General features: G+C 34.7%; 14 protein-coding genes. 7 read left to right on the top strand and 7 right to left on the bottom strand.

What is annotated here, in order from left to right; genetic code table 11:
- Nucleotides 1-215: 215 nt before the first annotated feature.
- On the top strand, nucleotides 216-2144 hold the full coding sequence (locus tag ERX46_RS08820; RefSeq protein ID WP_130093494.1) for a tetratricopeptide repeat-containing sensor histidine kinase: 1929 nt from the start codon (nucleotides 216-218) through the stop codon (nucleotides 2142-2144).
- 299 nt (nucleotides 2145-2443) lie between these two features.
- On the opposite strand, the gene pth is transcribed toward ERX46_RS08820, so the two are convergent.
- The 6 genes from pth to ERX46_RS08790 form a co-directional block, all read right to left on the bottom strand.
- On the bottom strand, nucleotides 2444-3067 hold the full coding sequence (pth, locus tag ERX46_RS08815; protein ID WP_394345108.1) for an aminoacyl-tRNA hydrolase: 624 nt from the start codon (nucleotides 3065-3067) through the stop codon (nucleotides 2444-2446).
- 121 nt (nucleotides 3068-3188) lie between these two features.
- A complete protein-coding gene (locus tag ERX46_RS08810; protein WP_130093493.1) occupies nucleotides 3189-4358 on the bottom strand; it encodes a sigma-54-dependent transcriptional regulator in 1170 nt (389 codons plus the stop codon).
- 332 nt (nucleotides 4359-4690) lie between these two features.
- Nucleotides 4691-5623 carry an Omp28-related outer membrane protein gene (locus tag ERX46_RS08805; RefSeq protein ID WP_130093492.1) on the bottom strand — a complete coding sequence of 311 codons (933 nt, stop codon included), beginning with the start codon at nucleotides 5621-5623 and terminating at the stop codon, nucleotides 4691-4693.
- An 11-nt stretch (nucleotides 5624-5634) separates the two neighbouring features.
- Nucleotides 5635-7290 carry a DUF6029 family protein gene (locus ERX46_RS08800; RefSeq protein WP_130093491.1) on the bottom strand — a complete coding sequence of 552 codons (1656 nt, stop codon included), beginning with the start codon at nucleotides 7288-7290 and terminating at the stop codon, nucleotides 5635-5637.
- A 131-nt stretch (nucleotides 7291-7421) separates the two neighbouring features.
- On the bottom strand, nucleotides 7422-7949 hold the full coding sequence (locus tag ERX46_RS08795; RefSeq protein WP_130093490.1) for a TlpA family protein disulfide reductase: 528 nt from the start codon (nucleotides 7947-7949) through the stop codon (nucleotides 7422-7424).
- Between the two features lie 1002 nt (nucleotides 7950-8951).
- Nucleotides 8952-10466: a T9SS type A sorting domain-containing protein gene (locus ERX46_RS08790; RefSeq protein ID WP_130093489.1), complete on the bottom strand. Its 1515-nt coding sequence runs from the start codon at nucleotides 10464-10466 to the stop codon at nucleotides 8952-8954.
- Between the two features lie 191 nt (nucleotides 10467-10657).
- Between ERX46_RS08790 and ERX46_RS08785 the strand changes: the two genes are divergently transcribed.
- Nucleotides 10658-11389 (top strand): T9SS type A sorting domain-containing protein, encoded by a 732-nt coding sequence (locus ERX46_RS08785; protein ID WP_130093488.1) that lies wholly within the window; start codon nucleotides 10658-10660, stop codon nucleotides 11387-11389.
- A 451-nt stretch (nucleotides 11390-11840) separates the two neighbouring features.
- Here the strand turns inward: ERX46_RS08785 and ERX46_RS08780 are convergent, their stop codons facing one another.
- Nucleotides 11841-12542 (bottom strand): NAD-dependent deacylase, encoded by a 702-nt coding sequence (locus ERX46_RS08780; RefSeq protein WP_130093487.1) that lies wholly within the window; start codon nucleotides 12540-12542, stop codon nucleotides 11841-11843.
- An 82-nt stretch (nucleotides 12543-12624) separates the two neighbouring features.
- On the opposite strand from ERX46_RS08780, the gene ERX46_RS08775 reads away from it, so the two are divergent.
- From ERX46_RS08775 to lepA, 5 genes are all read left to right on the top strand, one after another.
- The gene (locus tag ERX46_RS08775; protein ID WP_130093486.1) at nucleotides 12625-14889 is read left to right on the top strand and encodes an NADP-dependent malic enzyme; all 2265 of its coding nucleotides are present in this window, start codon (nucleotides 12625-12627) and stop codon (nucleotides 14887-14889) included.
- A 2-nt stretch (nucleotides 14890-14891) separates the two neighbouring features.
- Nucleotides 14892-15467, top strand: a complete 576-nt coding sequence (ruvA, locus tag ERX46_RS08770; protein ID WP_130093485.1) for a Holliday junction branch migration protein RuvA — start codon at nucleotides 14892-14894, stop codon at nucleotides 15465-15467.
- A 15-nt stretch (nucleotides 15468-15482) separates the two neighbouring features.
- Nucleotides 15483-22973 (top strand): T9SS outer membrane translocon Sov/SprA, encoded by a 7491-nt coding sequence (gene sov, locus ERX46_RS08765; RefSeq protein ID WP_130093484.1) that lies wholly within the window; start codon nucleotides 15483-15485, stop codon nucleotides 22971-22973.
- 11 nt (nucleotides 22974-22984) lie between these two features.
- A complete protein-coding gene (locus tag ERX46_RS08760; RefSeq protein ID WP_242494557.1) occupies nucleotides 22985-23437 on the top strand; it encodes a GNAT family N-acetyltransferase in 453 nt (150 codons plus the stop codon).
- Between the two features lie 783 nt (nucleotides 23438-24220).
- Nucleotides 24221-26017: a translation elongation factor 4 gene (gene lepA, locus ERX46_RS08755; protein WP_130093483.1), complete on the top strand. Its 1797-nt coding sequence runs from the start codon at nucleotides 24221-24223 to the stop codon at nucleotides 26015-26017.

Genomic DNA, 26017 nt, shown 5'->3' with positions numbered 1-26017 from the left:
GATTTTATTATATTTACATTGAAGATCTAAATAAATAATGATAATCAAATTCAATTTTCGTAAAATAAATACGAAAACTACTCATGTGCCTAAGGTGGCTTTTACTATAAATGCGAATTGAAAAGATAAAATATTACTACAATTAAAAAGCATTTGTGATTCTCCTTACGAATCAGATTGAAGGTGATTTTTCATTATTAATAAATAATACTTTTATGCAAAAATTCAGAGGAATTGCTTTGTACTGGTTGCTGTGCGTTCTAGCGATAAGCTCTAGCTCCTTAGCTGCCAATGAGAAAAATCAACCCGAATTAAAGGTTGATATTCAACATATATATGATGTTTACTACAAAATCTTGTATTTTGATTCATTAGAAATTAAGGATAGTTTATTTTACTACGTTGACTATGGTTATTCGATGTGTAACGAACTTGATTTAAATACCGTTGATTCAAAAAAGGTACAGCTTACTATTGCAGAGATATACTATTATTATGGTGGAACTAATTATTTTAGAAATGAAATTTTTGAGTCTATCAATGGTTATGAAAAGGCGATTGAGATTTTCAAAAAATATGATATCAAAAATAAGTATGCAGATTGTCTCACAAATTTAGCTACTAATTTTTCGAAAGTAGGTCAAGAACCTAAAGCTTTGGAGTTAATGCATAAAGCAACCTCAATTTTTATAGATCTTAACGATTCAGAGGGAATAATAATTGGTTACCGGAGTATAGGGTTGTTGTATAAACGGCAGAAAGACTATGTGAGGTCGCATGAGTACCTGAACAAAGCTTTAAAGATAAGTAAGGAGACTGACGACGTGGATGCTTCAATTTATTTACTCATATCTATTGCTGTAATGCATTACTTTAATGATAATTTAGAAGAGGCGCTACCGTTTTACCAGGAGGCTCTTAAGTTGTCTGAGTTAACAGAAGATGAATTAGTTAAAGCAAACGTCTATAGTAATTTTGGAGAGTTTTATAAAAACACTGGCGATTTTGATAATGCTAAGATATACTTTGATAAAGCAATTGTGTTAATTGATAAAGCCGATTCAGATTATAAGCGGTCTTTTATGTTTATTAATTACTCCGATTATTATTATTTAAAAGCTGACTATCAACAAGCTATTTTATTTGCAAATAAAGCTTTGAGTTTAAGTGAGAAAATAAAAAATAAGCGTGCAGAGTATATTATCCTTAATATTTTACTAAAAATTTATGAAAAATTAGAGGATACAGATAAACTAGCACTATATCAAAAAAGAGTAATTGAGCATTTAAATGAACATAAAGACCAATTAAATGAACAAATAAATCAGCTGGAAACAGTCAGGTTTAAGCTTGATAAACAAAAAATTATTGCAGAAAATAATCAGGATAAACATAAACTCGATCAAGAACATGAAGATCAAGAACGCAATTATTTTTACTTACTTATAGCTAGTCTTTTTGTAATTCTACTTACTTTTTCACTAATCATATACTTTAGGCTAAGAACAACAAGAGCGCACAATAAATATATTACCAAGCAAAGTGAAGAGAGAAAAATACTCTTACAAGAAGTTCATCACAGAGTAAAGAATAATTTTCAAATTGTATCAAGTATGTTACGTCTTCAATCTTATAGTTTTGAAGATGAGGTTTTACGTCAAAATTTCGAAGAAGCTGTGAATCGAATTAATGCCATGGCAATTGTTCATAATGTTATTTATCGTCAAGAAAAGTTTAGAGATATCGATGCTAAAAACTATCTTGAAAAACTGGTAGAAAACCTTCATAAAACAGGTGATAGCCGAATCATCATTACTATTGAATCTGAAGAAATTCCATTTAAAATAGAGACCCTAATTAATCTTGGGATCGCTCTAAATGAGTTGATTACTAATTCTTTTAAACATGCATTCAATGAAGGTATAACTCAACCAAAAATCAATATTTCATTACGTAAAATAAAAGATAAGAACTTTGAATTAAAGTATAAAGACAACGGAGTCGGTTTTTCTGAGGGAAACTATAAATCTAGTTTTGGAATGGAATTAATTGATACTATAATTTCAAATTATGAAGGAGAAGTGGTCTATGGTTCTGAAAAAGATTGGAATACTGTCATTGTAATTACTTTCGAAGAGGAGTAGGATCTGTATTTATTAAGAATGGTGTTATTTGAAATACACTGACTTCAATAGAAAATTTAAATATTGAAACAAAGGTTTTAAAGGCGAAAGTTAAAGAGCTGGTAAGAATGTCCAAAGAGATAAAACATGCACTTTAGTGCATTTAACTTTAGCTTCTAAAAACCTTAATAGCAAACACCAAACCTTAGAAAAAGACAAACATCTAGTTTGTCTAATATCTAACGTCTAACTGTCTAACATCTAATAATGTCTAACCGCTAATTATTTCGCTAGATATATAATTTCATTCTCAAATGAACCTATTTATTATTCCAATTCGACATCGTTTGATTCAGTCCAATTGTCGTAAACCCTTTAATAAACTCCGTAGCTGTTTTTTTTCGTTCATCCATTTGTTTGGCTTCCGCAGCATCCCATTCTCCTAGCACATAATCTACTTGCTGACCGCTTCCAAACTCACTTCCAACACCAAATCTCAATCTAGCATAGCTGGTCGTATTTAATACCGCCTGAATATCTTTTAATCCATTGTGACCACCATCACTTCCTTTTCCTTTCATGCGCAGTTTTCCAAAAGGAAGCGCCAGGTCATCAGTAATCACCAATAAATTCTCAGGAAGAATTTTCTCTTTCTGCAAATAGTAATTCACCGCTTTACCACTCAAATTCATGAATGTAGATGGCTTCAAAAGAATCACTTGGCGACCTTTCCATTTCGCTTTCGCAACGTCACCTAATTTTATCGTTTCAAAAATTGCTTTACGCTCTTCTGCAAAAGCCTCCACAATCTTAAAACCTATATTGTGACGTGTGTTTTCATACTTTGCACCAGGATTTCCCAATCCTACAATCAAATACTTCATTTCTGTTGGAATATTTTGTTCTTCTTCCTTTTTTTTACCAAATAATGATCTAAAAAACATCTATTTTTTTATTTTAACCCAAAGCTTTAGCTTCAAACTAATTACAAACAACAATCACTTCGCAGAAGAGATTCAACACCCTGCCCATTCATAATTAATCATTCATAATTCATAATTATTCTCATCCTCTAGGATTCGAAAAAGTATTCACATCAAACCCAGTTATCTCATGGTCACATAAAATCACCATACGTTCAATAATATTTCTCAACTCACGGATATTTCCGCTCCAATTGGTGTTTTTAAGCGCTTCTAAAGCATCTTCTGTAAACTTCTTTCTTGGTATTCCATGTTCAGCACACGTCATCGATAAGAAGTGCTCAGCCAATAACGGAATATCTTCTTCTCTTTCGTTTAATGTAGGAACATGAATTAAAATAACACTTAATCTATGGTATAAATCCTCTCTAAAGTTTCCTTCTTCGATTTCCTTACGTAAGTTTTTATTCGTTGCGGCAATGATGCGTGGATTTACATTGATGTTTTTCTCACCACCCACTCTTTGAATCACGTTTTCTTGTAATGCTCGTAAAACTTTGGCTTGTGCAGATGCACTCATATCGCCAATTTCGTCTAGAAATAAAGTTCCAGTTTTTGCCAATTCAAACTTACCTTTTTTCTGTTTAATTGCAGATGTAAAAGCACCTTTCTCATGTCCGAAAAGTTCACTCTCTATCAATTCTGCAGGAATAGCCGCACAATTCACTTCAACAAATGATTCATCTTTTCTTGGGCTGTTATCATGAAGTGATCTTGCAACCAATTCTTTTCCTGTTCCATTTTCTCCAGTGACTAAAACACGTGCTTCGCTTGGACCCACTTTCTCAATCATTTCCTTGATCTGAATGATGCCATCTGTTTCTCCGATAATAGAGGAACCTTTAAAACGTTGAACTGTTTTCCTTAACGCTTTTTTTTCTTCAACCAGATTGGTTTTGTCACTCGCATTTCTGATGGTTACCAAAATACGGTTTAAGTCCAATGGTTTTTCAATGAAATCAAAAGCACCTAGTTTAATGGCTTCAACCGCCGTTTCGATATTTCCATGTCCAGAAATCATAATTACTGGACTGTCCACTTTCTCTTTTTGTAGCGCAGCGAGAACTTCCATTCCATCCATTTTAGGCATCTTGATATCGCAAAAAATAAGATCATAATACTGAGCTGTCGCTTTCTCGAAACCTTGTTTTCCGTCTTCTGCTTCATCAACCTCAAAATCTTCAAACTCTAAAATTTCTTTCAGTGCTCTGCGTATACTTTTCTCGTCGTCTATGACTAAAATCTTGCCCATGGAGGAATTATTTGTGTTATTTATTCAAAAATAGAAAGAATAACGCAAAGACATGCAAAGTTTTCGCAGAGGTTCGCAAAGAAAGAAGTGTAAAAGAGGAAAAACAAGAAATAGTTACGCCGAATTTTAAATCTCTCGACTAAAATTCGGCGTAACTATTAATATACTTTTTTTCTCCGCGTCCCGACAGCTGCATGGGACTCTGCCCCGCAAAACTCTGCGTCATTCTTCTTTATCTTTTTTTTCTCCGCGTATCTCTGCCTCTCCGCGAAACTCTGCTTCATTCTTAATAAGTCACCAGCGTCATTCTTAATAAGTCACCAGCGTCATTCTTAATCTTCAATTTTCTGCTTAATCACCTGCAAAACCTCATAAGTGTCTTTATCATAAACATACACTAAGAAATGCATATTCGTTATATCAAGATCTGCTGGTAAAACATAGGAGTAATCTAAAATCTTTTTATCTCCTGCCGCTGCTTCAGCTTTAAACGTTGGTATTCCGAATGGATTATTGTCAATACTTCCCAAATGCATATCACGGTGAACATAAAACTCAAAGTCAGAATTGTCTGGCATTTTTTGCCAATCCACCAATGAATCTTTTATCACGTAAACTACGGTATTCATTTCAATTGCATCAGAAGTTTTCTTTTCTACTTCAACGTGCAAATATCCCCCGTTAGCATCTGAATAATAGTTAAATACAGATTGTATATTAACTTTTAAGTCATTTGCATTTATAATAGCATCAGTTCTACTTTGCCATGTTCCAGTAATTGTGAACATTTCTCCACCCACAAATTTTCTATTTATTGTTCCTTGAGGATTTCCTAAGAAATTGAAGCCGCTTTTAAATGTTTCACCATATTCAACTCCATCTGGATTGGTATGATCTGTGAAGAATTTCGGACTTTGAGGATATGCTTTTTGATAATTAAGTGACCCTGGTCCTGTATGAATCGAAGCTACAAAAACGCGATTAGGGTTATTCCCATGCATAGCATGAGCAAGATCTGCTGCTGGAGGACAATTGAAGCATGTATGCCCTGTGTAGTCTTCAACCAATACATTAACTTTCGTATTTGTATTGCTCGTAAACGTTGGGTATTCATTCTCTAGATAATCACTCCATAAACCATTATACAGGGTAGTATCTAAATTAATTGTAGCTATTTTTTCGTAAGGATGATCAACTTTATCGCAACTCGTGAAAAGCATTGCTGATCCGAATAAAAAGAAGATGTATTGATGTAATTTTTTCATGGTTTTATTTTTTAGAAGCTATGTGTAAATGATGCCGTTAAACCATTTGATGCTGGAACGAAACGACAAATTCCTCCTACACAAAATAATCCTTCGTTTTGACGACCGTAACCCACTTGAACACGTGTTGCGCCCCAAATTTTACCAACAAACACCATAGGATAATTAATACGATCTTCCTCTATTGGGTTTCCATAATTTGATTGAAGAATCGCACTAAAGAACCAGTCTGGTGAAATAGTGTATTCAATTAATGCTGTTGCCCAAGATCCTCTGTCTTTATTATCAACAGTCCATAAGCCTTGAAGTTCAGCTCTAACCGTATGTTTTCTATTGATCTTATATTGAACGTCTAAAACCCCAATATGTGATTGAATAATTCCCTTTTCGTTCGTTAATTTTAAAACATCATTGTTCATAGAAATGTTAAAGTAACTTCCTTCAACAGTCCATTTTTTAGTCAATTTTCTTTTTATGTTAACGTTTATGTCTCTCCAGTATAACAAATCACTTTTGTCAAAAATCTTAGATTCGTAGGTAACACGTGTTGAGTCACCCGGATTAATTCCTGACAAACGTTTTAAAGGTTCGTAAGCTGTAGAAAAGTTCAACGCAATGTCAGTTCCATATTTCCCCCCTAAAAGTGATCCTCTTTTAATATTGTAAATGATATCTGCTTGAAAAGCCACTTCACCATTTGGCTGAGAAGCATAAGGATATAGTGTTGCCGCTAAATTATAAGTATGTGTCTTTGTTAAAGGTGGAACAAAACCTATTGTGAGATCTTGAAGAATAGCATTTCTATCACTTCTAAAACTCATATTATCAATTGATTTTGCAGAAAGTAAAATTCCCAATCCTTTTTGCGAATAACCTGCATTCACTATAATACCTTTTCCGTAATTATAGATATAACCATTGTCTTGAGATGGATCTTGTTCTTTAATTGTGTATTCTCCATTAATAAAGAACTTTTTGTAGGCTAAATTTAATCTACCTCCATAAGCCCCTGTGTTTTCTGGCAATACAAATTGAGTATTGTCGTCTTCTTGATACCTAGAAACGAATGAACCACCTCCTGTAACCCTAAAGTCACTTTCAGCTAGCTTAGGAAACCACTGACTAAAGTTAATCTCTAAATCTGCTCCTCTAACAATTCCAGCTCCGTATTGGTTTTTTCCATCCGTAAATGAATACCGTTGGCGACCATAAACAGTTTTAATCGTTACACCTTTGTAAGGACGTAGTTTCAAACTTATACCATTCATCATGTTATCAAACCCGAGTGCTCTGTCTTCATAAGAACGGAAAATTAGACCAGAACCAAATTGATCATAAAAGTTACCTACAGTTACATCAACAAGTTCGTTTTCATACCCAACGTATCTGTATCCTAATCCAGCTCCATCAAAACGATCTGGATAACCCAAAATTGAGGGTAAATAAGCTTCTAATCTCATTCCTGCTTTAAATCCACTATTGCGATAGTTTACATTTATGTAGGAATTGAGAAGTGCTTTCTCATCTGGTTGTATAGCGTTGATTTTCTCATCATCGTTCAAATATTGAAAATTGCTTTCCATATTTCCAGATATTGTCCCTTGAGACATTCCATTTAGACCGATAAAAAGAAATGCTGAACCAGCGAGTAATTTTGTAATTTTCATAATGTATTTGTGTACGGTAAATTATACCAAATTTAAAATGTAATGCTGCTCATTAATTAGAGTATAATGCCGACATAGGCTTAAATCTTGTAATTACTTCAAGATTTAAAACCCTATTCGGCAGCGTGAATTTAATCCTTTTTCTCAGAAAGTTTTAAAATATGATCATACAATTCGTACTCATCACCAGGCGCATAATTGTTGTGTGAATAAACAATATTTCCATTTCCATCAACCAAGAAAGTATGTGGAACATTGTTTACACCCATTGCACGTTTAAAGTCTCCGTTAGGATCCAATAAAACTTCATATTCCCAAGCTTTTGAATCTACATAAGGAACAACTCGAGAAGCTGTACGTTGATCATCAACCGAAACGGCTACTAGACGAACACCAGTTTCATCTTGCCAATCAATATACAAATCATGAATTGCATTTAATTCTTTTTTACAAGGTGTACACCATGTTGCCCAAAAAGAGATAATGATTGGTTTCCCATCGTTTTCAAGTTGAGCAGTATTAATCATTTCTCCAACCGTGTTCTTTAATTGCATTTCAGGAATGGTTTTTTCCAAAAGCCCTTTGCCTCCGTCTTGTGCATAAGAGTTTGCAGATAAGAATAGAAAAGTAGAAACGATTAAAAAGGATAATTTTTTCATGTTTATTTAGTTTTTAGTTCAGCAACATATATGCATACTTCGTACCATATAACGCTTAATCTTCAAATATAGATATAAAAGTGAAAAACAGAATAAAAATGATGGTCTTACTCTTGGAATCCAAAAAAGAAAATGAAAGGTTTTTGCGCTCCTTTTCTTCTAAAATTTTTATTGAAACATTAGTCGTTATAACCAAGTTCTCATTTTGATTTATAAAGTTTATTATCTAGGCGTGAGTTAATTTTAAATCCAAGGCGTTGACTTTATGTCAATGCGTTGTCCAAAGGCTGTCGAAGGAACTGCTTTAAAATTGACTCACAGCAACAATACAGTGCTTTAGATGTACTATTTAAATGCAAAAAAGAAAGGGAGACATTTCTGCCTCCCTTTCTTCTAAAATTTTTATTGAAACATTAGTCGCTATAACTAAGGTCTCATTTTGAGTTATAAAGTTTGTTATCTAGGCGTGAATTAATTTTAAATCTAAGGAATTAACTTTATGCCAGTGTGTTGTCCAGAGCCTGTCGAAGGAACTGCTTTAAAATTGACTAACAGCAACGATACAGTGCTTTAGATGTACTATTTAAATGCAAAAGAGAAAGGGAGACGATTTCGCCTCCCTTTCTTCTAAAATTTTTATTGAAACATTAGTCGTTATAACTAAGGTCTCATTTTGAGTTATAAAGTTTGTTATCTAGGCGTGAGTTAATTTTAAATCCAAGGCGTTGACTTTATGTCAATAACTGTTTTAAAATTGACTCACAGCAACAATACAGTGCTTTAGATGTACTATTTAAATGCAAAAAAGAAGGGGAGACATTTCTGCCTCCCTTTCTTCTAAAATTTTTATTGAAACATTAGTCGTTATAACTAAGTTCTCATTTTGAATTATAAAGTTTGTTATCTAGGCGTGAGTTAATTTTAAATCCAAGGCGTTGACTTTATGTCAATAACTGTTTTAAAATTCACTCACAACGACGATAGCGAGCTTTAGAATCAAAATTATTTGATAACTGAGATACGTTTTGTCTGCTCTCCGTTAGCCGTTTTAACTCTAACAATGTACATTCCTGACTCAAGAGAAGAAACATCTAATTGTGTTGCTTGAACTCCTGAAACTGAACCTAAATTGTTTGTTGTTACAGTCTGACCAACAGTGTTCATGATAGAAACTGTTACATCTTCTTGGTTTTGCAATTCAAACTCAACGTTTACAACGCTGCTTGTTGGGTTAGGATAAACTTTGAATGAAGAAGCGAATTCTTCAGTGTTTACACTTACCTCAGTTTGGAATTTCACATCAAAAATAACTGCTATTCCATCACCGAAGTCTGGGTTAACATCAATTTTCGCACTACCATCACCAATAATAGAAAGTTTAGCTTCTGGCATTTGGTAAGTGATACCATCTCCATAAGAATCAACAAATACTACATAATGACAACCTTCGTTAACTGCGTTGTATGTTACAGTCTCAGCCGCAGCTCCTTGCGCAAGTGAACCCACTTGAGTGAATCCTAATGGTGAAGTTGTTCCTGCTTGAGCATCGTTGTGCAGTTGCACAAAAGAAACTGCTGGAACATCACCTTCGTCGAAAATAATTCCAATTTCTTCTTTAAATGGATCTCCTGCAATAACGAAATTAATGTTTTTCGTTGTACTACCTACTCTTAAAACTGGAGCTGGAGCAACTGAAGCCATAATTTGGTCATTCGAAGTGTCATCATTTGAAGATGTAATTTTGATTGTATAGTTTGTAGCTCCAGATGGAGTAACAGAACCTAAATTAACAGTAGTAACATCATAAGAAGCTAAGTTACCTGTCCAGTTTTCAGTTGCAACTGTAGTTGAACCATTCATTACTTTAATTGTAGCTGAAGTTAAAGGTGCAGTACTAAAGTTTTGTAGAACTACCGACATATTAGCAGAAGAACCAGCACAGAATGTTTCATCTGACTCACTTGCTACTAATCTTGGGTCATTTGCATTTGAAGAAGGTGCTCCACAAGTACTTATTCCAGAATATAAAACTGCCGTTGTTTTTTGACCAACTTCAGTAACAGATCTGTCTGGACAAACCATAATAACTGTTGGGTAGTAAGAAAGGTTTATGATACCTGATATAAGATCGTCATTTGCTTGCGGGTAAGTAACACCTACCGTCCAATCTCCCATACCTGTATTAGCATCAGAAATGTTGCTTTCAGGTACTGCACCATCAGCTTCAATTCCAAAAACCATTAGCTCATCTGTACCGTTTGGTCCATATTGAGTATAAAGATTTTCTAATGCATGTCCTTGGTGGTAAGACCAACATGGAGCACACCAATCTGCAAATGCATCTATGATAACAGTTTTACCTGCATCTAAAATAGCATCCATGTCATGAGTTGTACCGTTAATGTCTGTGAATGTAACTCCAGCAGGCCAAATTCCGTTGTCAGGAATTTGTGCAGAGGCATTCATCGTAAATGAAGCTGCTATAAATACAGCTACTGAACGTAAAAATGTTTTCATAATTATTAGTTTTAATTTGGTTTATGTTTCCAAAAGTAAACTATTTTGTTAAATTTTAATAAAATTAATTCTAAAATATTGTTTAATTATTGTAATCCTAAATTGATTTAAATACGAAAGTTTCTTAAATCCTATTGAATTCACTTTATTTTTATTTATATTTACTTAATTGTAATTAAAAATTTAAGCATATGAAGATAACTATACTTGCAACAACCCTTTTATTGTCTGCAGCCCAATTGTTTGGACAAAGCGTCCAAATAGTTTCTGTTAATGATTTAACGACAGATTTGAGCGGAACTACTGTTGAAGTAGTAGATGATAAAAATGAAATTACCATATATTCTGACTTTAAAGTTATTAATTCTGGTGCGCAACCAATAAAAGTTAAGTACAAAAGAGTTAGAGATTTTAACAGCAATAGAGTAGACGAAATTTGTGACAACTCTCAATGTTATGCCGCTGATGATGCTTATACTTATATTTCGCCTACTTTAAATCAAATTAATCCAGGAGATTCTTCAATTTTTAAACCTCAGATTCGTCCTGATGGAATGGAATCTTGTGCTGTTCACAAATACTATGTAGTAGGTGAATTCGGTACGGTTTACGATTCAATTAATGTGATTTTTAAAACAACTAATGCAGATTGTAACTTGAGTGTTGATAAAAATATGAAAGAAACTCCTTTGAGTATTTTCCCTAACCCAGCACAAGATTTCCTTACTATAAAAGGTGATGGACTTAAAGATGGCGGAACAGTTATCTTCTTGGATGCTTTAGGAAAAGAAGTTAAACGTGCATCTGTAAAAGGAATAAACACAAAGTTATCAGTTAGCGATTTAAAAAGAGGTGTCTATTTTGTTAACATCAACGGAAATAACGGAACGAAAAGTAATGTTCAACGATTGATTATTCAATAGTCACTCGAACATTATTTATAAATATTTAAACCCTGGTCTTATCGATCAGGGTTTTTTTGTTGTTATTAAATGTCTGTAGGAAAACTTCAAAGACTACTTATAGGTAAAAACTAATATTGTAATCAATGAATTTGTTGCGTTTCCGACCAGACACTATTTCGTAAGTAAGCACTAGCCCCTATCGGTTATAAACTAACACTAAAAACCCTATCATCTTTTGTAAATGATACTTAGCAACTTTTTGATAATTGACATTTGTGAGGGATATCAATTTCATTAAATCTAATTATGGTATCTAACTAGATTTTACCGAAAAACAATTTAAATATTTCTAAAACATTTCGACAAAAATCCGTTATTATCCGCGTTGCTTGCAGTTCTGCAGCGTTGTACAGAGCTTGTCGAAGTGAGCTTGTCGATGCATCCGTGTCATCCCGATTAAAATACGGGACTAAAGTCCGTGTTCCATCATCAACTGCTCCACCAACTCCGGAACTCCTTTCGAAGCCGAAGAACGAATCACGTTAAAATAACTCGGAACACTCACTTCACTTGGATCAATCAAATAATATTTTGCATTGTGCGGAGCGTAATTTAGAATTCCAGCAGCGGGATAAACGTTTAAAGATGTTCCCACAACAATAACGATATCTGCATCATTTATAATTGAAATGGCTTCGTCTATCATTGGAACCGCTTCACCAAACCATACCACATGTGGTCGCATTTGAAAACCTTCTTCACATTTGTCTCCAATTTTTACTTCCCAATCTTTTTGAAGGAAATACTTCTTTTCTGCATTGGGTCCAGAACTTTTTACTTTGTTTATTTCTCCATGAAGATGCACCACTTTCGAACTTCCGCCTCTTTCATGTAAATCATCGATGTTTTGCGTAATTACTTCAACATCAAATTTGTCTTCCAATTTCGCAATTGCATAATGAGCCGCGTTGGGTTTAGATTCATAACATTGTTTGCGGCGCATATTGTAGAATTCAGTTACCATTTCAGGGTCTGCATGCCAAGCTTCTGGTGTTGCCACCTCTTCAATATTGAATTTCTCCCACAATCCACCGTTGTCACGAAATGTCCCAAGTCCTGATTCAGCGCTGATTCCAGCACCAGTGAAAACAATTATTTTCTGTTTAGTCATACTTTGAAGTTATTAATTCTTTTGATGTGTTGGTTTTTGTTAAATTTACAGCCTTGCTAAAGAATTACAAAAACGCATCAATATGGCTAAGATAAGAAAACAAGACGCACTAGACTATCACTCACAGGGTAAACCAGGTAAAATTGAGGTTGTACCAACAAAACCATACAGTTCGCAGCGTGATTTATCATTGGCTTATTCGCCAGGGGTTGCAGAGCCTTGTTTAAAAATTGCAGAAAACCCGGAGGATGTATATAAATACACTGCAAAATCTAATTTAGTTGCTGTTATTACTAACGGAACAGCTGTTTTAGGTTTAGGAGATATTGGTCCAGCAGCTTCAAAACCTGTTATGGAAGGAAAAGGGTTGTTGTTTAAAATCTTTGCAGATATCGATGTTTTCGATATTGAAGTTGATGCCAATGATCCAGAATTATTTATTCAAACGGTAAAAGCAATTGCTCCAACATTCGGAGGAATTAACTTAGAAGATATTAAAGCCCCAGAGGCATTTTTAATAGAAGAAAGATTAAAAGCTGAATTAGACATTCCTGTAATGCATGATGATCAGCACGGAACAGCAATTATTTCTTCTGCTGGATTACTCAACGCTTTAGAGTTGGCGGATAAGAAAATAGAAGATGTTAAGATAGTTGTTTCAGGAGCAGGAGCTTCAGCAATGAGTTGTGCTAAATTGTACAATTCATTAGGCGCAAAAATGGAGAATATCTTCATGTTTGACAGTAAAGGATTGTTGAGCAGAGATAGAGATCTTGACGGAAATAAAAAATTCTTTGGAGAACACCACAAGAAAACTTCTGATATGGCTACCGAATTAAAAGGAGCTGATGTATTGGTTGGACTTTCACGAGGTGGTGTGGTTTCAAAAGCGATGGTGAAATCAATGGCAGACAATCCAATTGTTTTCGCTTTGGCAAATCCAGATCCAGAGATTCCTTATAAAGATGCAATGTCTGTGCGTAAGGATTTAATTATGGCAACAGGTCGTTCAGATCATCCTAATCAGGTGAATAACGTGTTGGGTTTCCCTTTCATTTTTAGAGGAGCATTAGATGTTCGTGCTAAATGTATTAATGAGGAAATGAAATTAGCAGCTGTATTTGCAATTGCTAATTTGGCCAAAGAAACTGTTCCAGAGGAAGTAAGTGAAGCGTATGGAGAAAGAAGTATTTCTTTTGGACGTGAGAACTTTATTCCAAAACCATTAGATCCACGATTGATTTATCATGTTGCACCAGCAGTAGCAAGAGCAGCAATGGAATCTGGTGTAGCTAGAATTCCGATTAAGGATTGGGATGAGTATGACGCTAACTTAAAAAGACGTTTAGGGATTGATAATAAGCTTGTTAGAGGTTTAACTGAGAAAGCGGAACGCAATCCAAAACGTGTTGTTTTTGCAGAAGCGGATCATTATAAAACTTTAAAAGCTGCACAAACAGCTTATGAAGAAGGAGTTGTTATTCCAATTCTATTAGGTCGTAAGGAAAAAGTTTTAGGAATGATTAAGGAATACAACATGGAGCTTCCAGACGTTGAAATTCTAGACCCTAAAGCTCCTGAGGAAAAAGAGAGACTAACACGTTATGCTAAAGAATTCTTTGAATTGAGAAAAAGAAAAGGATTCACTGAGTATGAAGCAATGAAAATAATGCGTGAACGTAATTATTTCGGTGCAATGATGGTTCAATCAGGTGATGCTGATGCAATGATTTCTGGAACTACAAGAAAATACAGTGATGTGTTGCGTCCTGCTTTACAAGTTATTGGAACACAAAAAGATGTGAACCGAGTTGCTGGAATGTATGTTTTGATTACGAAACGTGGCCCAATTTTCTTAGCTGATACAACGGTTAATTTTGATCCAACAGCAGAAGAAATTGCGGATATGACAAACAACGTTGCGAAAATGATTCGTAAGTTTAAAGTAAATCCAAAAATCGCATTATTGTCTTATTCTAACTACGGTTCAGCAGAAGGAAAAGATGCTAAGAAAATGGCTAGAGCAGTTGAGATTATTCATGAAAAATATCCAACTTTAGTTGTAGATGGAGAGGTTCAAGCAAACTTCGCTTTGAACAACGAGTTGATGAATGAAAAATTCCCATTCTCTGAATTAGCGAATAAAGAGGTAAATACATTTATTTTCCCTAATTTATCATCGGGAAATATAGCTTATAAATTATTGCAAGAAATGACGGATGCTGAAGCAATCGGACCAGTATTGGTAGGATTGAGAAAGTCAATTCATGTATTGCAATTGGGTGCGTCTGTACGAGAAATAGTAAACATGGTGAAAGTTGCTGTAGTAGACGCTCAAAACAAATAGATATGATTACATACCTAAATGGAAGACTGATAGAGAAAACTCCAACTGTATTGGTCATTGAATGTGGAGGAATAGGTTATGAGGTAAAGATTTCATTGAACACTTTTTCGGCAATCGGAACTGATGAATCGATTAAAATATTTACTCAATTTGTGGTAAGAGAAGATGCGCAAATCTTGTATGGATTTAATGATACAGTCGAAAGAGAAATGTTCAACTTCTTAGTTTCTGTTTCTGGTATTGGACCAAATACAGCAATGGTGATGTTGTCTGGACTTTCTCCAGCTGAAATAGCATACGCAATTACTTCAGGAGATGTTGATACGATAAAGGGAGTCAAAGGAATAGGAACTAAAACTGCGCAACGTGTAATCGTAGATTTAAAGGACAAAATGTTAAAATTCGAGGTTTCTGGTGATAATATTTCATCTTCAAACAATACACTTCGATTTGATGCGTTAACTGCATTGGTTTCACTTGGTTTTGATAAAAAATCAGCGGAAAAAGCCATAAATAAAGTAATGAATGAGCAAGATTCTGTAGAAATTTTAATCAAGAACGCTTTGAAAGTGCTCTAACGGGAAAATTCAACTGTGAATATACAAACACTAAATACGTTATGGAATGGGTTTTTGTTAACTCTAATTCTTTCTGCCGCAACATCAGTTTACGGTCAGAATGATCCTGATTCAACAAAGTTACCATATCCAATAAATAATCCTTACGATCCAACAGGAAACGGAAGGCAAAGCTTTGACTTGGGCGATCCTAAAAGCGTTCAAAAAACAATTGTCTACGATCCGAAAACGGGGAAGTACGTTTTTAAAGAAGTTATTGGTGGTCTCGATTATAGAAGATCATCCATGATGACCCTTGATGAATATATCGAGTATGAACGTCAGCAAAAAATGCAAAGCTACTGGAAAGAGAAAATCGATTCTCAAACAGAAGAAGAGCAAGGATTAATTCCACCTATTACAATTGATAATCCAGGATTTGCGAATATTTTTGGATCAGATGAGATTCAAATTCGCCCAGAGGGAAGTGTTGAACTTTCTTTAGGTGTAAACTCTTCTCGATACGATAATCCGAGTTTACCAGAAAATCAACGCCGTATTACACGATTTGATTTCCAACAGCAAATTCAATTGAACTTAGTTGGTCAAATTGGTACAAAATTGAAATTAGGAGTTTCTTACAATACCGAAGCCGCTTTTAACTTTGACAATGTTACAAAACTAGAGTGGACAGGAAACGAAGATCAAATTCTTCAAAAAATTGAGGCAGGTAACGTTTCCATGCCATTAGAAACTTCTTTAATTGAAGGATCTCAAACATTATTTGGGGTAAAAACAAGAATGAAGTTTGGTCGTTTGACCGTTGATGCAATTGCTTCAACATCAAGAGGGCAAAAACAAGAAATCAATATTAAAGGAGGTGCGCAAGTACAAGACTTTAAATTGAAAGCAGATGATTACGAAGCCAATCGTCACTATTTCTTGAACTATTACCACAGAGATCACTATGATGAGGCAATGAAAACTGTGCCTGTTGTAAGTTCTTTGGTAAACATTACACGTATTGAAGTTTGGGTAACCAATCAAACCAATAAAGTTGAAGACACTAGAAATATTATTGGATTTACCGATTTAGGGGAAGCAAAACCTGAAAATTGGTCAGGAAATCCAGGAAATGCATCGAGTAATCAATTTCCAAGAAATAATGCCAACGGATTATATGAATTCGCAAAAAACAATCCAACCATTCGTGGATTCAATAATGCGGTTGTTGCCTTAGAATCTGAATTAACAGAGCCAGGACCTTTCCAACAAGCAAATGATTACGAAAAAGTTGAGAACGCAAGAAGATTAACAGACCAAGAATTTACTTATAATGCCCAACTGGGTTTTATCTCGGTAAATCTTCCTTTAAATAATGATGAGGTTTTAGCCGTTTCTTATGAATATACTTATGCAGGAAGAACATATCAAGTTGGGGAATTTTCAACTGATGGTATTGTTGGAACTGACGCACTTTTCTTGAAATTATTGAAGCCTACAATCTTAAACCCTAAGAATAAACTTTGGGATTTGATGATGAAAAACGTTTATTCTATTGGTGCTTATCAAGTAAGTCAAGAAGGATTTAGATTAGATATTTTATACAATAATCCAGACAATAGTTTATTGGTGAATTTCCTTCCTTTTGAAAAAATGGATGACAGACAAGTGATTGATGTTGTGGGAATGGACAGGTTAAATCAAAACAACCGTGCACAACAAGATGGTGTTTTTGACTTTTTACCGATTACATTTAATGGAAATCAAGCCACAAATGGTGGAACTATTAACACCAGGAATGGTAGAATTTATTTCAGTACAATTGAACCGTTTGGAGAAACGATAAGACAAGAAATGATTGCTACGAGTACTGATCTTGCACAATTTGCAGATAAAGTAGCTTATGATGAATTATATGATTCTACTAAAATTGCAGCACAGCAAATACCGAAGAAAAACAGATTCTACTTTGTAGGGAAATATGAATCTTCTGTGAGTGATGAAATTCCATTAAACGCATTGAACGTTCCTGAAGGTGCAGTTGTAGTAACTGCAGGAGGAATTCGTTTAACAGAAGGTTCAGACTTTACGGTAGATTATAATCTTGGTCGAGTGAAGATTTTAAACAGTGCAGTTTTAGAATCAAATGCAGATATCAAGATTTCGATTGAGAGTAATTCTGTCTTTGGATTTCAAAATAAATCCCTCATGGGAACGCATTTGAATTACATGATTAATCCAGACTTTAATGTTGGAGCAACATGGATGAGAATGACCGAAAAGCCAATTACACAAAAAGTGGATATCGGAGATGAGCCATTTAAAAATAATATTGTTGGAGCTAATTTATCTTACAGAAAGGATATTCCTTTCTTAACAAAATTGATCAACTTTATTCCGACTATTTCAACAAAGCAAATGTCTACTTTGACATTAAATGCAGAGGTAGCGCACTTGATTCCTGGAACTCCACGTGCTATTTCAAAAGAAGGAATTTCTTATGTTGATGATTTTGAAGGAAGTCAATCTACAATAGATTTAAAGAACTTCTCTTCATGGAGATTAGCTTCTATTCCACAAGGACAAAGTAATTTATTTCCAGAAGCAGCATTGAAAAACAATTTAGCTGCAGGATTTAAACGTTCTCATTTATCATGGTATTCTATTGATCCAATGTTTCATGAAAACCGAGCGATAACACCTCAACACATTGCTGACAATCCAGATGAAACGGAAAACATGAATGTTTCTATTATAAATAAAACAGACATTTTCCCGAATACGCAACCCGCAACAGGTGAAATTACAAACCTGCCAGTTTTCAACATGACTTACTATCCTAAGGAAAGAGGAATGTATAATTATGATACAACTAACACGGTTAACATTGATGGTGAATTCAATGATCCACAAGAAAGATGGAATGGAATTATGCGTTCTTTAACAACAACAAATTTTGAAGAAACGAACGTAGAATATATCCAGTTCTGGATGTTAGATCCATTTAATGAGGACCAAGAATTACAAGATCCCAATACGAATCATTCTGGAGGAGATTTATATTTCAACATTGGTAACTTATCGGAAGATGTACTTCCTGATTCAAGAAAGAGTTTTGAAAATGGATTACCAAGAGAATTTTCAAATACAGACAATACAGATTTAACGAATTGGGCACGTGTTTCTACGCAACAAGTTGTAGTAAATGCATTTGATAATGATCCAGACACCAGAGCAGCACAAGATGTTGGGTTGGATGGATACGATGATGAAAAAGAACGTTTGGCTTTTGCAAATTATGTGAGTTGGGTTCAGAATAATGGAACACTTTCACAAGCAGCAAAGGATAAAATCTTAGCCGATGTATCAAAAGACAATTACAATTATTACCGAGATGATCGCTACGATTCAGATGAACAAGGTATAATTCGCAGGTATAAATACTGGAATGGACACGAAGGAAACTCTCCAACTCCAGAAATGTCTGCAACAATCAATAATGATGGTTATCCTACGCAGGCAACAAATACTCCTGACATGGAGGATGTTAACCGTGACAATAACCTGAGTGAATCTGAAAGCTATTATCAATATAAAGTTTCTTTGCGTCAACCTGATTTGCAAGTTGGGAAGAACTACATTGTTAACTCAAGAGAGTATTCAAAAGGACAAAAGGAATATAAATGGTATCAATTCCGTATTCCGGTTAGAAATCCTGAAAAAGCAGTCAATGGAATTTCAGATTTCCGTTCCATACGATTCATGAGAATGTTTATGAAGGCATTTGAAGAAGAAACAACATTGCGTTTTGCCAAATTAGAATTGGTAAGAGGTGAATGGAGAAAATTCAGAGAAAGTTTAACACAGCCAGGAGAAGGGGTTCAAGAAGATCCAAATTCAACAGCTTTCAATATTGGTGCAGTAAACGTTGAAGAACACGATCAACGCGAGCCAATTAAATATGTTATTCCACCAGGGATTCTGCGTGAAGTTGATCCATCTCAGCAGTTCCAAAGACAATTGAATGAGCAATCGATGACCATTGAGGTGTGTAACCTTAAAGATGGTGATGCAAGGGCCGCCACCAAGAATGTTGGAATGGACATGATTATGTACAAGAATTTAGAAATGTACCTTCATGCCGAAGAAGTAGATGCCATAAATCCACTCAACGATGAAGATGTAACCGTTTTCATTAGGCTAGGAACCGACTTTAAGGAAAACTATTATGAGTATGAGGTGCCCATGAAAATTAGTCAATGGGGCGTAACACAAGATCTTCAAATTTGGCCAGAGGAAAACAATTTAAGAATTGTATTTGATGATTTAATTGCTTTGAAGAAAGAAAGAAATAACGCCTTGGATCAACCCGGTTCTGGAGCTGCTTTTAATGTTGAGTATTCGAAAGAAGTGAATCATAAACCTGGGAAATCCGATAACAACAGCGTTAGTTATTCAAAAAGAATGATGAAGGTGAAAGGAAATCCAAGCTTAACAGATGTGAAAACCATCATGATTGGAGTTAGGAATCCGAAACTGGATGCCAAAAACCCTTGGAAACCAGATGATGGATTAGCGAAATGTGTTCAGGTTTGGGTGAATGAGCTGCGTTTAACAGAGTTCCAAAACGAAGGAGGATCTGCTGCTTTGGCACAAGCTCAACTGCAAATTGCTGACTTTGCTACTGTTCAAGTTGCGGGTGCATACAGTGGTTTAAACTGGGGAAGTATAGATAGTAAAGTTTCAGACCGTCAGAGAGATACGCGTTTAAGTTTAGATATTTCTGCAAATGCACAATTGGGACAATTATTAGGAGAAAATGCTAAAATTGACATTCCTTTCTTATATACTTATTCCGTTGGAGCAATAAATCCACGCTTCGATCCTTACAATCCGGATATAGAACTTTCTTCTTATGAAGCAGAAGAGCGAAAACGAAAATTAAAAGATGGACGAGATTTTACACAACGTAAATCATTCAACTTTACAAATGTTAGACGTCAAAGAAAGCCTGGTTCAGAAGCCAATCTCTGGGACATTAGTAATTTCTCATTAAACTTTGCTTACAGTGAAGATTTACACCGAGATTTCACTACGAATTATGATAGAACTAAAATTTGGAAAGGGGGTGTGAACTATGTTTATAATGGAGCACCAACCCTTTGGGAGCCATTCAAAAACTCCAAATTGATGCGTAAATCTAAATGGTGGGATTTAGTGAAATCAACGAATTTGTATCTTGGACCAAAGAACATTAGTGTTAAAAACAACTTGATTCGTAATTATAACGAAAGACAAATCAGAAATAATATTCCCAATACTGCTTTTGAATTCCAACCAATCTATTTGAAAAACTTTACATGGAACAGAAGATTTGACTTTAAGTATGATTTAACAAGAAATCTAAAATTCGACTTTTCAGCAAATAATAGTTCAATTATAGATGAGCCAGGAGGACAAGTTGATAAAAATGAAAATCCAGAATTATACAGAGAATTTCAAGATTCTGTAAGAACTCAATTGAGGACTTTAGGAAAAACAATGCGCTATGATCAAACTTATAATCTAACTTACAATCTTCCATTTAATAAGATACCTGCTTTAGATTTCATTAATTCAAATGTGCGTTACAGTGGTTCTTATGAATGGACAAGGCCAAATTTAGGTCAAGAAGCCTTTGGGAATACAATTCAAAATAGCCGAACGATAAATACAACGGCACAATTGAATATGTTGACCTTATATAAGAAGTCTGATTTCTTAAAGAAGATTATTGACGATGGTAGAGGTGGAAGAGCAACTATGCGCAGCGCAATGGGTGATGGCGGATTAAATACCAGAGGTGGAGTGAATAGGAACTTAGGAAACACAAATAACGACAGCCGTTTAGCCAAGAAGGTAAAAGAACTTAATGAAAAACTAGAGAAACTAGAAAAAATTAAGGTAGATCAACTTGAGACAGACGAACTTGTTGAGCACCAAAAAGAGCTTGCAAAAGTTGAACGAAAATTAGGAAGTAAAGAGCCAAGATTAGAAAATCAAAATGAAAGAATAGCCACTCAAGAAGAAAGAGAAGAAAAGTATCAAGATAAATTTGGAAAACCATATCATCCAATTACTGGTTTTGGAGCTAGAGCATTGATGAGTGTGAGAACAATTTCAGGAACATACACTCAAAATGATGGGATGTTATTGCCAGGATTTAATCAGGAGGCTAAGTTCTTTGGAATGAACAACGCGATGATTGGTGACAGTAAAATTAGAGGATTTGCAATTGGTGAACAACAACGAAATGTTTTCGGAAAAGAAACAGGATTTGAGTTTGCACCTTATGCTGGAGCTAATGGATTTGTTGTTGATACAAGTGGATTGAATACACAACATACAATAATGCATGCTCAAAATTATAATTTGAGGGCCAGTATTGAGCCAATTAAAGATTTGAAGGTTGATTTAACAATGAAACGTAATTTCACAGAAAGCTCATCTCAATATTATAGATTCTCAGATAGTTTACAAGCTTTTGAAAATCAAAGTGAATTCAAATCAACGACGGTAAGTTATTCTACAATTTCTATTCGTTCGGCATTTGAAGCTATGGATAGTGATTTCCGATCCCCTTCTTTTGACAATCTAAGATCGAAAAGGACAGAAGTTTCTCAAGTTTTAGGAGAAGGAAATCCTTATAGTTTGTCAGATAGTGCAGGATATAAAGATGGATATGGTCCAAGTCAGCAAGATGTAATTATTGGTGCTTTCTTGAACACATTCTCTGGAAAGAAAACTTCTAAGAAATCAATTTCTCCAGTTCGAAATGTTCCACTTCCAAATTGGCAGGTTTCCTATAATGGATTAACCAAGTTTAAATTCTTTAAAAAATATGTACAGAATTTCACTTTAAGACATGGTTATAATTCATCTGTAACCGTTGCAGGAATGCAAACCAATTTGAATTCAGAAATAGATGATGACGGATTCTTATCTGCCAGAGATATCAATGACAATTTTATTTCTCAACAACAAGTTCAAAACGTTACTATTTCAGAGCGCTTCTCTCCATTATTTGGATTTGATGCAACTTGGAAAGTCAATGGAAATGGACTTTTAACTAAATTTGAAATCAGTAAAGAACGTTCTTCTTCTTTGTCTCTAGCAAATAATCAATTAACAGAGATGATAGGAACGGAGTATGTGGTAGGAACAGGATATAAGTTCACGAATTTCAGACTCCCGTTAACCTTCCAAGGAAATAAATTGAAAGCCTCTGATTTGAATATCCGAATCGATTTATCAATCAGAGATAACATCACTGTAATTAGAAAAGTAATTGAAAACACGACACAAGCAACAGCTGGACAGCGTGTATTCTCTATCAGATCAAGTGCAGATTATCTGGTTGGAAAAAACCTAACGCTTTCGTTATTTTACGATCAGCAGTTAACAGATCCAACGGTTGCAACGTCTTACGTTACAGGAAACATTGCCGCTGGACTTAGAATAAGAATCAATTTAGGAGGACTATAAATAACACAATAATGATGGAAGGAACAAACATTAGAAAAGCCAAAAGAGGAGACGAACTGGCACTAATGGGACTTGTTCATGAACTTGCAGAATTTGAAAAAGCGCCAGATGAAGTCATAAATACCCCAGAGCAGCTGGCCATCGATATATTCGATGATAAGATTTGTGATTGTTTTGTATATGAAATAGAGGGTATAATTCGAGGAATGGCTTTATATTATATTTCTTACTCTACTTGGCGAGGAAGATGTTTATACCTTGAGGATTTATACATTCAACCTGATTTCCGCAGAGGAGGAATAGGTCAAAAACTGTTTCAAACTTTAGTAGATGAAGCCAAAGAAATGGGTGTAAAACGCATGGATTGGCAAGTTTTGGATTGGAATGACTCTGCTATTCAGTTTTACAAGAAAATTGGAGCCACACTAGATCCTGAATGGATTAATGGGAGATTGTTTTTTTAGGATTTTTACATTGGTTTTACGAACGTCAACAACCTTTCAATCTCTTGTCTGTCTCCACAGAGTGGTGAAATGTTAGTAGTTTTAGCTATTCATTAATGCGATAAAGCCACAGCGTGGCGAAATGTGATTGTGTTTTAATTTTCGATTACTCTGCGATTTGTCTAAGAGAAAAGCGTCCATGTATGTTGAGCGCTTCATCCGTCAGCAGATACTAATTACATCTTATTCACTGCGTGGATGAAGCGTATGACAGTTCATACTAATCATATTTTTCAATTAGCAATCTATCTTGATCACCCAATTATTTTATTCTTCAATCAAATTTTCAACACCAGTTCCCTTTAAAATTAGGGGGTAAATTTTTTTTAACATTTTTTTAAGAATAAATACCATGGTAAGTGATTCCAAGGTAGAAAAGTTTAGTATCTTTGTACCGTTAGGTTTCATAAGTAGTAGTGTTTGATTGGAGATAGAGACGCCCGTCTCTATCTCCAATTATTAATTTAAGACACTTTATTTATGCACGCCTTTAATCATATCTCTTTATTTCATCTATTATAAGTCCTTGACAGGTATTAAATCGTCAATTTTGCAGGACAAAACAGCTCTATTTTGTCAATAATTGAATTTTCTGTTTAATCATTTATCATTCTTGCAGTCAAATAGCTTGAAAACTGACTAAAATCCCTTAAATTCGCATACGATTTCTTATCTTTTACCGATTATAAAATCATTATCGGTTTTTTAAGGTCAGACCAAAAACACAAGAACAAAAGGATTTAAATGAAAAATATTCGAAATTTCTGCATCATCGCACATATTGACCATGGAAAAAGCACCTTGGCTGATAGATTATTACAAGCTACAGGAACGATTTCAGATCGTGACATGCAAAATCAAGCGCTTGATAGTATGGATTTGGAACGCGAACGTGGAATCACTATTAAGAGTCATGCAATTCAAATGGATTATGAAAAGGATGGCGAGAAATATACTTTAAACCTTATTGACACACCTGGACACGTTGATTTTTCTTACGAAGTTTCTCGTTCTATCGCAGCTTGTGAAGGTGCATTATTAATTGTTGATGCATCACAAGGAATCGAAGCACAAACGATTTCGAATTTATATTTGGCTTTAGAAAATGACTTGGAAATTATTCCAATTTTAAATAAAATGGACTTACCTGGTGCGGAGCCAGAGGAAGTGACAGACCAAATTGTAGAATTAATAGGTTGTGATCCTTCTGATGTTATTCCAGCTTCTGGAAAGACAGGATTAGGAGTTGATGAAATATTAGCTGCAATTTTAAGTCGAATTCCAGCTCCAAAAGGAGATCCTGATGGACCGTTACAAGCGATGGTATTTGATTCTGTTTTCAACCCATTTAGAGGAATTATTGCTTATTACAGAATAATGAATGGTTCTCTTAAAAAAGGTGAGAAAATTCTATTTTTAAATACTGGAGAAGATTACCATGCAGATGAAATTGGAATTTTGAAAATGACGCCTCAACCCAGAGATATTGTTAAAACAGGAGATGTTGGATATATTATTTCAGGGATTAAAAATGCCAAAGAAGTTAAAGTAGGAGAAACAATTACAACTTTTGACAATCCTTGCTTAACTGCTGTAAAAGGGTTTGAGGATGTAAAACCAATGGTATTTGCCGGAATTTACCCTGTTGATACAGATGATTTTGAGGAATTGCGTTATTCAATGGAGAAATTACAATTGAATGATTCATCGCTGGTTTTTGAACCTGAATCTTCTGCTGCATTAGGTTTCGGTTTTCGCTGTGGATTCTTAGGAATGTTACACATGGAAATTATCCAAGAGCGTTTAGAACGAGAGTTCAATATGACAGTAATTACTACTGTTCCAAACGTTTCTTACTATTGCTATACAAGAAAAAATCCTACAGATAAGCAAATTGTAAATAATCCATCTGATTTACCAGATCCATCGACTATTGAAACAATTGAAGAGCCTTATATTAAAGCACAAGTAATTACAAAATCTGAATATGTTGGACAAGTAATGACATTATGTGTTGAAAAACGTGGGGAATTACAGAATCAAATCTATTTAACCCAAGACAGGGTTGAGATCACTTTCAAAATGCCAATGGCAGAGATTGTATTTGATTTTTATGATCGTTTAAAATCTGTTTCTAGAGGTTATGCTTCTTTCGATTATCACCCAATTGGTTATCAAGCGTCTGATTTAGTGAAGCTGGATATCTTATTAAACCACGAACAAGTAGATGCTCTTTCGGCATTGGTTCACAGAAGTAATGCTTTTGAATTAGGAAAGAAAATTTGTTTAAAATTGAAGGAATTAATTCCGAGACAACAATTTGAGATTCCTATTCAAGCGAGTATTGGAGCGAAAGTTATTGCCAGAGAAACAATTAAAGCTTTACGTAAAGATGTAACTGCCAAATGTTATGGTGGAGATATTTCTCGTAAAAGAAAGCTTTTAGAGAAACAAAAAGAAGGTAAGAAACGTATGCGACAAGTGGGTAGAGTTGAAGTTCCACAAGAAGCATTTTTAGCGGTATTGAAATTGAACGACTAA

This window comes from Brumimicrobium glaciale, from assembly GCF_004152935.1.
GTDB lineage: Bacteria > Bacteroidota > Bacteroidia > Flavobacteriales_D > Crocinitomicaceae > Brumimicrobium > Brumimicrobium glaciale.
Note: the sequence above shows the minus strand (reverse complement) of the source record. Positions and strands in the feature narration are given on the sequence as shown.

Excerpts from the sequence above, each read along its gene's own strand:
- lepA (WP_130093483.1), top strand. The coding sequence starts at position 24,221 with ATGAAAAATATTCGAAATTTCTGCATCATCGCACATATTGACCATGGA.
- pth (WP_394345108.1), bottom strand. The coding sequence starts at position 3,067 with ATGTTTTTTAGATCATTATTTGGTAAAAAAAAGGAAGAAGAACAAAAT.
- ERX46_RS08795 (WP_130093490.1), bottom strand. The coding sequence starts at position 7,949 with ATGAAAAAATTATCCTTTTTAATCGTTTCTACTTTTCTATTCTTATCT.
- ruvA (WP_130093485.1), top strand. The coding sequence starts at position 14,892 with ATGATTACATACCTAAATGGAAGACTGATAGAGAAAACTCCAACTGTA.
- ERX46_RS08810 (WP_130093493.1), bottom strand. The coding sequence starts at position 4,358 with ATGGGCAAGATTTTAGTCATAGACGACGAGAAAAGTATACGCAGAGCA.
- ERX46_RS08775 (WP_130093486.1), top strand. The coding sequence starts at position 12,625 with ATGGCTAAGATAAGAAAACAAGACGCACTAGACTATCACTCACAGGGT.
- ERX46_RS08805 (WP_130093492.1), bottom strand. The coding sequence starts at position 5,623 with ATGAAAAAATTACATCAATACATCTTCTTTTTATTCGGATCAGCAATG.
- ERX46_RS08800 (WP_130093491.1), bottom strand. The coding sequence starts at position 7,290 with ATGAAAATTACAAAATTACTCGCTGGTTCAGCATTTCTTTTTATCGGT.
- ERX46_RS08760 (WP_242494557.1), top strand. The coding sequence starts at position 22,985 with ATGATGGAAGGAACAAACATTAGAAAAGCCAAAAGAGGAGACGAACTG.
- ERX46_RS08785 (WP_130093488.1), top strand. The coding sequence starts at position 10,658 with ATGAAGATAACTATACTTGCAACAACCCTTTTATTGTCTGCAGCCCAA.
- ERX46_RS08780 (WP_130093487.1), bottom strand. The coding sequence starts at position 12,542 with ATGACTAAACAGAAAATAATTGTTTTCACTGGTGCTGGAATCAGCGCT.
- ERX46_RS08820 (WP_130093494.1), top strand. The coding sequence starts at position 216 with ATGCAAAAATTCAGAGGAATTGCTTTGTACTGGTTGCTGTGCGTTCTA.
- ERX46_RS08790 (WP_130093489.1), bottom strand. The coding sequence starts at position 10,466 with ATGAAAACATTTTTACGTTCAGTAGCTGTATTTATAGCAGCTTCATTT.